Below are 12629 nucleotides of genomic sequence, written 5' to 3'. Positions count from 1 at the left end.
TGGCGGTGCTGCTGGCGGGGCTGAGCGGCAGTTCGGATGTGGCGGTCGGGTTCCCGATCGCCGGACGCCGCGATCCGGCCCTCGAGGAGTTGGTCGGGTTTTTCGTCAACACCCTGGTACTGCGCGTGGATGTCAGCGGTGACCCCCGCGTGGCGGAGTTGCTGGCCCGGGTCCGGGCCCGCAGCCTGGCCGCCTACGACAACCAGGACGTCCCCTTCGAACTGCTCGTCGACCGGCTCAACCCGGCCCGCAGCCTGGCTCATCACCCGCTGATCCAGGTGATGCTGGCATGGCAGAACCTCGCCGGGCCCACCAATACCCTTGCCGGGCTGCCCCTGGGGGATCTGCAGGTCACCCCGCTGCCGGTCGACACCCACACCGCCCGCATGGACGTGGTGTTCTCCCTGGCCGAACGATGGACCCCGACCGGTGAGCTCGCCGGCATCGGCGGCATGGTCGAGTTCCGCACCGACGTGTTCGACTCGGCCAGCATCGCCACCCTCGTCGCACGCCTCTACCGGGTGCTGACGGCTATGGCCGCCGACCCCATGGCACGGCTGTCCTCGATCGATGTGCTGGACGGGCCCGAGCATGCCCGGCTGGACGGGTGGGGCAACGGGGCGGTGTTGACCCGGCCGGTGGCCCCGGTGGTGTCGATTCCGGCGTTGTTCGCCGAGCAGTGTGCGCGCACCCCGGAGGCGGTGGCGGTCAGCTTCCAGGGTCGCGGCCTGACTTACCGGGAGGTGGATGAGGCGGCTAACCGGTTGGCGCACTTGTTGTTTGACGGGGGTGTGGGGCCGGGGGATGTGGTGGCCCTGCTGGTGGAGCGCTCTGCGCAGGCGGTGGTGGCGATGCTGGCGGTGCTGAAGACCGGGGCCGCCTACCTGCCGATCGACTCGGCGCTGCCCGACGCCCGTGTCGAGTTGATGCTCGCTGATGCCGCGCCGATCGCCGCGCTCACCACCGCCGGGTTGGCTGAGCGGCTGGCGGGGTTGGACCTGGCGGTGATCGATGTCGCCGATCCCCGCATCGACGGCTGCCCGCGCACCGCTTTGCCGTGGCCGGCTGCGGAGGATGTCGCGTATCTGATTTACACCTCGGGCAGTTCCGGGGTGCCTAAAGCTGTGGCGATCACCCATCGCAATGTGGTCGGTTTCATCGGCTCTCTTGAGGGTGCGGGTTTGGGGTCGGGGCGGGTGTGGGCGCAGTCGCATTCGTTGAGTTTCGACGCGTCGGTGGAAGAGATTTGGGGCGCGCTGCTGGGTGGGGGTCGGTTGGTGGTGGTGCCTGAGGAGGTGGGCCGCTCGCCGGCGGACTTGCACGACCTGCTGGTGGCGGAGCAGGTCGTTGTGCTCAGTCAGACCCCCTCGGCGGTGGCGGCGTTGGACCCTGCGGGGTTGGGGTCGACGGCGTTGTTGGTGGCTGGTGAGGCGTGTCCGGCCGGGGTGGTGGAGCGGTGGGCGTCGGGGCGGGTGCTGGTCAATGCTTACGGCCCGACGGAGACGACGGTGTGTGCCACGCGCAGTGCGCCGTTGAGTGTGGGGTCGGGGTCGCCGCCGATTGGTGCCCCGATTTCGGGTGCGGCGGTGTTTGTGCTGGATGGGTGGTTGCGGCCGGTGCCGGCGGGGGTGGTCGGGGAGTTGTATGTGGCTGGTGCGGGGGTGGGGGTTGGGTATTGGCGGCGGGCGGGGTTGACCGGGTCGCGGTTTGTGGCCTGCCCCTTCGCCGGCCCGGCAGCGCCGGGACAACGGATGTATCGCACTGGGGATCTGGTGTGTTGGCGTCCTGACGGGCAGCTGCAGTACGTGGGTCGCGCTGATGAGCAGGTGAAAATCCGCGGCTACCGCATCGAGTTGGGTGAGGTGAGGGCCGCTCTGTCCGGGCTGCCCGGGGTCACGACCGCGGTGGTCATCGCCCGTGAGGACCGTCCTGGGGATAAGCGCCTGGTCGGTTATGTCACCGGCACCGCAGACCCGGCCGCTATCCGAGCTGCGGTGGCCGAGCAGCTGGCGGCCTACATGGTTCCGGCGGCGGTCGTTGTCCTCGATGCGCTGCCGTTGACACCCAGCGGCAAACTCGACATCCGCGCCCTGCCCGCCCCCGACTACATCGACGGCTACCGTTACCGCGCCCCGGCCACCGCAGTCGAGGAGATCCTGGCCGGCATCTACGCCCAGGTGCTGGGCCTGGAGCGGGTTGGGGTCGACGATTCGTTTTTCGATTTGGGTGGGGACAGCATTTCGGCGATGCGCCTGGTCGCCGCGATCAACACCGGCCTGGATGGCGGTCTGTCGGTGCGTGCGGTGTTTGAGGCGCCCACGATTAGCGGACTGGCGGCCCGCATCGGCGAGGGTGGCGGTGGGCTGGCGCCGCTGGTGGCCACACAGCGCCCGGCGGTGGTGCCGTTGTCGTTCGCCCAAAACCGGTTGTGGTTCTTGGAGCAGTTGCATGGGCCTTCGCCGGTCTACAACATGCCGGCGGCGCTGCGTCTGACCGGCCGGGTCGATGCTGGGGCACTCGGTGCGGCGCTGGCTGATGTGGTGGGGCGGCAGGAGAGTCTGCGGACTTTGTATCCGGCTGTCGACGGGATACCGCGCCAGCTGATCATTCCCGCCGAGCAGGCCGACTTTCACTGGGAGGTCATTGATGCGGTGGGTTGGTCGGCGGAACGCTTGGCTGCGGCTATCGGCGCGGTGGCGGGCCACGCGTTTGACTTGGCGGCCGAGATCCCTTTGCGGGCAACACTTTTTCAGATTGGCGAGGATGAGCACGTGTTGGTGGTGGTGGTCCACCATATCGCCGCTGACGGGTGGTCGATCTCGCCGCTGCTCCGTGATCTGAGCGCCGCCTATGCCGCCCGGTGCGCCGGGCAAGCTCCGGGTTGGGCGCCGTTGCCGGTGCAGTATGTCGATTACACGTTGTGGCAGCGCGCGCAGCTTGGTGATCTGGACGATCCTGGTAGCCGCATCGCCGCTCAGTTGGGATACTGGGAACAGGCTTTGGCCGGGATGCCTGAGCGCCTGGCGTTGCCTACCGATAGGCCCTATCCGCCGGTGGCCGACTACCGCGGGGCCAGTGTGGAAGTCAACTGGCCGTCCGAGCTGCAACGGCAAGTTCGTCGCCTGGGCCGGGAACACAACGCGACCAGTTTCATGGTGGTGCAGGCCGGGTTGGCGGTGCTGCTGGGCACCCTGAGCGGCAGTTCGGATGTGGCGGTGGGGTTCCCGATCGCCGGGCGCCGCGACCCGGCCCTCGAGGAGCTGGTCGGGTTTTTCGTCAACACCCTGGTACTGCGCGTGGATGTCAGCGGTGACCCCCGCGTGGCGGAGTTGCTGGCCCGGGTCCGGGCCCGCAGCCTGGCCGCCTACGACAACCAGGACGTGCCCTTCGAACTGCTCGTCGACCGGCTCAACCCGGCCCGCAGCCTGGCTCATCACCCGCTGATCCAGGTGATGCTGGCCTGGCAGAACCTCGCCGGGCCCACCAATACCCTTGCCGGGCTGCCCCTGGGGGATCTGCAGGTCACCCCGCTGCCGGTCGACACCCACACCGCCCGCATGGATTTGGTGTTCTCCCTGGCCGAACGATGGAGCGAAGCCGGGGAGCCCGCCGGGATCGGCGGCATGGTCGAATTCCGCACCGACGTCTACGACACCACCAGCATCGACACGCTGATCCAGCGCCTACGGCGGGTGTTGACCGCGATCACCGCCGACCCCACCGCGCGGCTGTCGGCGATCGATCTGCTCGATGATGACGAGCACACCCGGCTCGATCAGCTCGGCCACCGCGCCGTGCTGACCCACCCCGCACCCACCCCGGCCTCGATCCCGGCGCTGTTCACCGCGCAAGCCCAACGCACCCCCGATTCGGTCGCGGTCACCTGCGAAGGCCGCTCGATGACCTACCGCGAACTCGACGAGGCGGCTAACCGGGTGGCGCACCTGCTCTCCAGCCACGGCGCCCGCCCCGGACGGTACGTGGCGCTGCTGATGCCGCGGTCGACCGAGGCGATCGTCGCGATCGTCGCGGTCCTCAAAACCGGCGCCGCCTACCTGCCCATCGACCCGAGCCTGCCCGACGCCCGCATCGAATTCATGCTCACCGACACCACCCCGATCGCCGCGATCACCACCACCGCACTGGCCCACCGCCTCGAAACGCGCGACCGCCCGGTCATCGACATCAACGCCCCCGCCGCGCACACCCAACCCAACGCCGCCCTACCGGTACCGAGCCCTGACGATGTCGCCTACCTCATCTACACCTCGGGAACCACCGGAAAACCCAAAGGCGTCGCCATCACCCACCACAACGTCACCCGGCTGTTCGACGCACTAGACGTCGGCCTGCCGCTGGCGCCCGGACAGGTGTGGACGCAATGCCATTCCCTAGCCTTCGACTACTCGGTGTGGGAGATCTGGGCCGCGCTGCTGCACGGCGGTCGGCTCGTGGTGGTACCCGAGGAGGTGGCCCGCGCACCGGAAGAGTTCCACGTTTTGCTGGTGGCTGAGCGGATCGGCGTGCTGAGTCAAACTCCGTCGGCGGTAGGGGCATTGTCACCGCAGGGGTTGGAGTCGACGGCGTTGGTGATTGCCGCCGAGCAATGTCCGGCCGAGGTGGTGGATCGGTGGGCGCCAGGGCGGGTGATGGTCAACGCCTACGGCCCGACCGAGACCACGGTGTATGCCTCGATCAGCGGACCGCTGGTGGCGGGGTCGGGGCCGCCTCCCATCGGCTCGCCGATCTCGGGTGCGGCGGTGTTCGTGCTGGACGGCTGGTTGCGGCCGGTGCCGGTTGGCGTGGTCGGGGAGTTGTATGTGGCCGGCGCGGGGGTGGGTGTCGGGTATTGGCCTCGGGCCGGGTTGACGGGGTCGCGGTTTGTGGCGTGCCCGTTCGGGGCGCCGGGACAACGGATGTATCGCACTGGGGATCTGGTGTGTTGGCGTCCTGACGGGCAGTTGGATTATCTCGGGCGCGCCGATGAGCAGGTCAAGATCCGCGGCTACCGCATCGAGTTGGGTGAGGTGAGGGCCGCGCTGGCCGGGCTGCCCGGGGTCACGACCGCGGTGGTGATCGCCCGTGAGGACCGTCCTGGGGATAAGCGCCTGGTCGGTTATGTCACTGGCACCGCGGATCCGGCCGCTATCCGCGCTGCGCTGGCCGAGCGGCTGCCGGCCTACATGGTGCCCGCCGCTGTGGTGACACTTGACGCGCTGCCGCTGACACCCAACGGCAAACTCGACATCCACGCCCTGCCCGCCCCCGACTACCAAGACGGCTACCGTTACCGCGCCCCGGCCACCGCAGTCGAGGAGATCCTGGCCGGCATCTACGCCCAGGTGCTGCGCCTGGAGCGGGTTGGGGTCGACGATTCGTTTTTCGATTTGGGTGGGGACAGCATTTCGGCGATGCGCCTGGTCGCCGCGATCAACACCGGCCTGGATGGCGGTCTATCGGTGCGTGCAGTGTTCGAGGCGCCCACAGTGGCGGGTTTGGCGACGCGGATCGGCGAGGGTGGTCGTCGGCTCGCGCCGTTGGTGGCGATGAAGCGGCCCGCGGTGGTGCCGTTGTCGTTCGCCCAGTCCCGGTTGTGGTTCTTGGAGCAGTTGCATGGGCCTTCACCGGTCTACAACATCCCGGTCGCGGTAAGGCTGAGCGGCCGGGTGGAGGACGGTGCGCTGGGCGCAGCGCTGGGTGATGTGGTGGCCCGTCACGAGAGTCTGCGCACACGGTTCCCATCGTCGGAGGGAATGCCGCAGCAGCAGGTGGTGGCGCCTGCAGCGGCTGATTTCGGCTGGCAGGTTGTCGATGCTGTCGGTTGGTCTGGAGAACTGCTGGGTGAGGCTATTGCCTCGGTGGTGGGTCACCAGTTCGATCTGGCGACGGAGGTCCCGTTGCGGGCGCGGCTTTTCCGGCTTGCCGAGGATGAGTACGTGTTGGTGGTGGTGGTCCACCATGTTGCCGCTGATGGCTGGTCGATCTCCCCGTTGCTGCGCGATCTGAGTGCCGCCTATGTCGCCCGGTGTGCCGGGCAGGCTCCGGGTTGGGCGCCGTTGGCGGTGCAGTACGTCGATTACACGTTGTGGCAGCGCGCGCAGCTTGGTGATCTGGATGATCCTGATAGTCGCATCGCCGCCCAGTTGGGGTACTGGGAACAGGCTTTGGCCGGGCTGCCTGAGCGCCTGGTGCTGCCCACCGATCGGCCCTATCTGCCGGTGGCCGATTACCGGGGCGCCCGGGTGCCGATCGACTGGCCGCCGGAGCTGCAGCGGAAGGTTCGTCGACTGGCCCGTGAGTGCAATGCGACCAGTTTCATGGTGATGCAGGCCGGGTTGGCGGTGTTGCTGGGCACGCTCAGTGGCAGTGCGGATGTGGCGGTCGGGTTCCCGATCGCCGGGCGAAGTGACCCCGCTCTCGATGAGCTGGTCGGGCTTTTCATCAACACCTTGGTACTGCGGGTCGATCTGGGTGGTGATCCCAGCGTGGGCGAGCTGTTGGGCCGGGTGCGCGCGCGCAGTCTGGGTGCCTTTGAGCATCAGGATGTGCCTTTTGAGCTGCTGGTGGAGCGGCTGAACCCGACCCGGTCTCTGGCGCATCACCCGCTGGTTCAGGTGGTGTTGTCCTGGCAGAACCTGCCTGCTCAGACGCCCGGGGTGGGGTTGGGTGAGGTGGAGGTCACACCGGTGGCGGTGGAGGCTCACACTGCGCGCACGGATCTGGATTTTTTCCTGGCTGAGCGTTGGGATGAGGCTGGGGAGCCCGCTGGGATTGGTGGGGCGGTGGAGTTTCGCACCGACGTGTTCGACGCCGAAAGCATCGAAAGGCTGATCGAGCGTTTGGAGCGGGTACTGGTCGCGATCACCGCCGACTCCACTGCACGGCTGTCCTCGATCGATCTCCTCGACGAAGCCGAGCATGCCCGGCTGGATGGGTGGGGCAATCGGGCGGTGTTGACCCAGCCGGCGCCGGCGCTGGTGTCGATTCCGGCGGCGTTTGCCGCGCAGGTGGCGCGGACGCCGGACGCGGTGGCGGTGTCCTTCGAGGACCGCTGCATGTCGTATCAAGAGCTGGAGCAGGCGGCTAATCGGTTGGCGCACGTGCTGTTTGACGGGGGTGTGGGGCCGGGGGATGTGGTGGCGCTGCTGGTGGAGCGCTCTGCGCAGGCGGTGGTGGCGATGTTGGCGGTGCTGAAGACCGGGGCCGCTTACCTGCCGATCGACCCGGCGCTGCCCGACGCCCGTGTCGAGTTGATGCTCGCCGATGCTGCGCCGGTCGCCGCGCTCACCACCGCCGGGTTGGCTGAGCGGCTGGCGGGGTTGGACCTAGCCGTCATCGATGTCGCTGATCCCCGCATCGACGGCTACCCGCACACCGCTTTGCCGTGGCCGGCTGCTGAGGATGTCGCGTATCTGATCTACACCTCGGGCAGTTCCGGGGTGCCGAAGGCTGTGGCGGTCACCCATCGCAATGTGGTCGGTTTCATCGGCTCTCTTGAGGGTGCGGGTTTGGGGTCGGGGCGGGTGTGGGCGCAGTCGCATTCGTTGAGTTTCGACGCGTCGGTGGAAGAGATTTGGGGCGCGCTGCTGGGTGGGGGTCGGTTGGTGGTGGTGCCTGAGGAGGTGGGCCGTTCCCCGGCGGACTTGCACGACCTGCTGGTGGCTGAGCAGGTCGGGGTGTTGAGTCAGACTCCGTCGGCGGTGGCGGCGCTGGACCCGCAGGGGTTGGGGTCGACGGCGTTGTTGGTGGCTGGTGAGGCGTGCCCGGCCGAGGTGGTGGAGCGGTGGGCGTCGGGGCGGGTGCTGGTCAATGCTTACGGCCCGACGGAGACGACGGTGTGTGCCACGCGCAGTGCGCCGCTGAGTGTGGGGTCGGGGTCGCCGCCGATCGGTGCCCCGATTTCGGGGGTGGCGGTGTTTGTGCTGGATGGGTGGTTGCGTCCGGTGCCGGCGGGGGTGGTGGGGGAGTTGTATGTGGCTGGTGCGGGGGTGGGGGTCGGGTATTGGCGCCGGGCGGGGTTGACCGGGTCGCGGTTTGTGGCCTGCCCATTCGGGGCGCCGGGCATACGCATGTATCGCACCGGGGATCTGGTGTGTTGGCGTCCTGACGGGCAGCTGCAGTTTGTGGGGCGCGCTGATGAGCAGGTGAAGATCCGCGGTTACCGCATCGAGTGCGGCGAAGTCCGGGCCGCCCTGTCCGGGCTGGATGGGGTGCAGAGCGCGGTGGTGATCGCCCGTGAGGACCATCTGGGGGATAAGCGCCTGGTCGGCTATGTCACCGGCACCGTGGACCCGTCCGCAATCCGCGCCGCGGCGGCCGAGCGGCTGCCCGCCTATATGGTGCCGGCGGCGGTGGTGGTGCTCGAGGCGCTGCCGCTGACAGCGAGCGGCAAACTCGACACCCACGCCCTGCCCGCCCCCGAATACCACGACAGCGACCGTTACCGCGCTCCGGCCACTCCCACCGAGGAGATTCTGGCCGGCATCTACGCGCGGGTACTGGGCCTGGAGCGGGTTGGGGTTGATGACTCGTTCACGGTCCTGGGTGGGGATTCGCTGTCGGCGATGCGGCTGATCGTCGCGGTCAACAAGGCCTTGAACACCGATCTGGGGGTGCGTGCAGTCTTTGAAACTCCCACGGTCGCGGGGTTGGCGGCCCGCATCGGCGAAGGCGGCGCTGGATTGGCGCCGCTGGTGGCTACCGAGCGCCCGGCGGTGGTGCCGTTGTCGTTCGCCCAGCAGCGGTTGTGGTTCTTGGCGCAGTTGCAGGGGCCCTCGCCGGTCTACAACCTGCCGGTGGCCGTGCGGCTGAGCGGCCCGCTAGATGCCGAGGCACTCGGTGCCGCGCTGGCCGATGTGATGGACCGGCAGGAAAGTTTGCGCACACTGTTTCCCGCGCCTGAGGGGATTCCGCGCCAGCAGGTGGTGTCACCTGACGTGTCTGATGTCGGCTGGGACGTGATCGACGCCAGCGGCTGGCCGGCGGAGCGGTTGGGTGCAGCGATCGGTGCGGTGGCCGCTTACCGGTTCGATCTGGGATCCGAGATCCCCTTGCAGGCAAGGCTTCTCCGGGTTGGTGAGGACGAGTATGTGTTGGTGGCGGTGGCCCATCACATCGCCGCGGACGGCCTGTCGATCGCCCCGCTGCTCTACGACCTGAGTACCGCGTACGGCGCCCGGTGCGCGGGACAAGCCCCGGGTTGGGCGCCGTTGGCGGTGCAGTACGCCGATTACACGCTGTGGCAGCGGGCCCAGTTCGGTGACCTGGGCGATCCGGGCAGCCGCATCGCCACCCAGCTGGGCTACTGGCAGCAGGCGCTGGCCGGGTTGCCGGAACGTCTGGTGTTGCCCACCGATCGGCCGTATCCGGCAGTGGCCGATTACCGCGGCGCCAGCGTGGCGGTGGACTGGCCGGCTGAGTTACAGCAGCAGGTGGCGCAGCTGGCGCGCGATCACAATGCGACCAGTTTCATGGTGATTCAGGCCGGGTTGGCGGTCCTGCTGGCCACCCTGAGCGGCAGTTCGGATGTGGCGGTGGGGTTCCCGATCGCCGGGCGCCGCGACCCGGCCCTCGACGATCTGATCGGGTTGTTCGTCAACACCCTGGTGCTGCGGATCGATGTGGGCGGTGATCCCACCGTGGCCGAGCTGGTGGGCCAGGTCCGGGCGCGCAGTCTGGGCGCCTTTGACAACCAGGACGTGCCCTTCGAACTGCTGGTGGAGCGGCTGAACCCGACCCGGTCTCTGGCGCATCACCCGCTGATCCAGGTGATGCTGGCCTGGCAGAACCTCGCCGGGCCCACTGACGACCTGGCTGGGCTGGCTCTGGGCGATTTGTCGGTCACCGCGCTGCCGGTCGAGACTCACACCGCCCGCATGGATTTGGTGTTCTCCCTGGCCGAACGCTGGACCCCGACCGGGGAGCCCGCCGGGATCGGCGGCATGGTCGAATTCCGCACCGACGTCTACGACACCGCCAGCATCGACACGCTGATCCAGCGCCTACGGCGGGTGTTGACCGCGATCACCGCCGACCCCACCGCGCGGCTGTCGGCGATCGATCTGCTCGATGATGACGAGCACACCCGGCTCGATCAGCTCGGCCACCGCGCCGTGCTGACCCACCCCGCACCCACCCCGGCCTCGATCCCGGCGCTGTTCACCGCGCAAGCCCAACGCACCCCCGATTCGGTCGCGGTCACCTGCCAGGGCCGCTCGATGACCTACCGCGAACTCGAGGAGGCGGCGAACCGGGTGGCGCACCTGCTGGCCGCGCGCCCGGGACAGTATGTGGCGCTGCTGATGTCGCGCTCGGCCGAGGCGATCATCGCGATCCTGGCGGTCCTCAAAACCGGTGCGGCCTACCTGCCTATTGATCCAAGCCTGCCCGATGCCCGGATCCACTTCATGCTCACCGACACCACCCCAACCGCCGTGCTGACCACCACCGCGCTCTCCCCCCGACTCGACAGCTACGACCTCACCGTCCTCGATATCGCTGATGTCGAGGCCCCTCTCGAGGACAATCCGGAGACGTCTTTGCCGCCGCCGGAACCGGACGACATCGCATATCTGATCTACACCTCAGGCACCACGGGCACACCCAAAGCCGTCGCCATCACCCACCACAACCTCACCCAACTGCTGGCGTCGCAGCATGCACACCTGCCGGCGGCGGGGGTGTGGACGCAGTGGCACTCGTATGCCTTCGACTTCTCGGTGTGGGAGATCTGGGCCGCACTGCTCCACGGTGGTCGGCTGGTGGTGATACCCGAGGAACTGGCCGGCTCACCGGAGGACTTGCACTCCCTGCTGGTCGCCGAACAGGTCAGCGTCGTAACCCAGACTCCTTCGGAGGTGGCGGCGCTTTCCCCTGAGGGTTTGGGGTCGGCGGCGTTGCTGATCGGCGCCGAGGCCTGCCCGGCGGAGCTAGTAGACCGCTGGGCGACCGGGCGGGTGATGATCAATGCCTACGGTCCGACCGAGACCACCGTGTATGCGTCCCGGAGTGCCCCGTTGACCGCGGGGACCGGGGTGCCGCCGATCGGTTCCCCGGTACCAGGGGCGGCGCTGTTCGTCCTGGACGAGTGGTTGCGCCCGGTGCCGGCCGGGGTGGTCGGGGAGTTGTATGTCGCCGGCGCCGGAGTCGGGGTCGGCTATTGGCGCCGCCGCAAGTTGACGGCGTCACGGTTTGTGGCGTGCCCGTTCGGCGGGCCAGGGGCGCGCATGTATCGCACCGGGGATCTGGTGTGCTGGCGCCCGGACGGACAGCTGGAATATCACGGGCGCGCCGATGAGCAAGTCAAGATCCGCGGCTACCGCATCGAACTCGGCGAAGTCCGCGCCGCCCTGGCCGCCCTGGACGAGGTGGAGCAGGCCGTCGTCATCGCCCGCGAGGACCACCCCGGCGACAAGCGTCTGATCGGATACGTCACCGGGATCGCCGACCCGACGACGTTGCGTGCCACGCTGGCCGAGCGGCTGCCGGCATACATGGTGCCGGCGGCCGTGGTGGTGCTCGACGCGCTACCACTGACACCCAACGGCAAACTCGACACCCGCGCCCTGCCCACCCCCGAATACCAAGGCGCAGGCCAGTATCGCGCCCCCGCCACCGCCACCGAAGAGATCCTGGCCGACATCTACGCCCGCGTCCTGGGCTTGCAGCGCGTCGGGGTCGACGATTCATTTTTCGAACTCGGCGGGGATTCGCTGCTGGCGATACGGGTGATCGCGACGATCAACAAGACCTTGGGCGCCGATCTAGCGGTCCGCGCCTTGTTTGAAGCTCCCACGGTTGAAGCCCTGAGCCGAGAGCTGGACTCACCGCATAGTTCGGTCGAGGTTGTTCCTTTCGAGATATTCAAGGATGGCGCAGGGGTTCCGCTGTTCTGTATTCATCCTCTAGGAGGTATCGCCTGGCCGTACCGAAACCTAGGTCCGTATCTGGACTGCCCGATCATTGGAATCCAACAAGCAGCGCAACCAGGGGGATATGGACCGAGTTCAATACGGGAAATGGCCGAGAAATATGCCGACACGCTCCAGGCGGTTCACCCCGACGGCCCCTACAACATTCTCGGTTACTCTCTTGGCGGCGTCATCGCGCATCAGCTCGCCGTTGAGCTGCGCCGACGGGGCTGCGTAGTCGGGCGTCTGATCATTTTCGACGCTAACCTCGACGATCCGAGTGACGTTCAAGAGGTGCCAGATCTCGCGTCGGAAAGCGATGCCCTCAAGATGATGTTGACGGCGGCCGGCATCGAGATTGAAGGCCTCGACTACGGACAAGGGTCCAGAACGCTCACTTACCAAGAGGCCGAGGAGTTGGTTCGCCAACATGCCACGGCCGACATTATTCTCCCACCGAGACAGCTCGTGGAAATCATCGTCAATAACATGAACGTCGGCGTGCGTCTCCTTTTGGAGCATACGCCGGAAATGTTCGATGGTGATGTCGTTATCTTCTCGGCCCGCCGGCCTCCGAACGGTTCGTCGCTTGTTCAAAGCTGGCGGCCATACATTTCTGGCGACATCAGCGAATGCCCTGTGGACTGCGATCATCACGAAATGCTGCAAAGGGACGTGCTCAAAACATTCGGCGAACAGCTCAGAGTGACACTAAAGTGA

Annotated in this window: 1 protein-coding gene (only partly in view); it reads left to right on the top strand. The window is 67.6% G+C overall.

The features are described 5' to 3' along the window. Window positions 1-12629: the end of a non-ribosomal peptide synthase/polyketide synthase gene (locus QXH22_RS00250; RefSeq protein WP_306274663.1), read on the top strand. The gene continues 13366 nt to the left of window position 1, outside the view; the window shows 12629 of its 25995 coding nt (coding positions 13367-25995); its start codon lies off the left edge, out of view; the stop codon is at window positions 12627-12629.

The organism is Mycobacterium sp. TY814, from assembly GCF_030755175.1.
Taxonomy (GTDB): domain Bacteria; phylum Actinomycetota; class Actinomycetes; order Mycobacteriales; family Mycobacteriaceae; genus Mycobacterium.
Note: the sequence above shows the minus strand (reverse complement) of the source record. Positions and strands in the feature narration are given on the sequence as shown.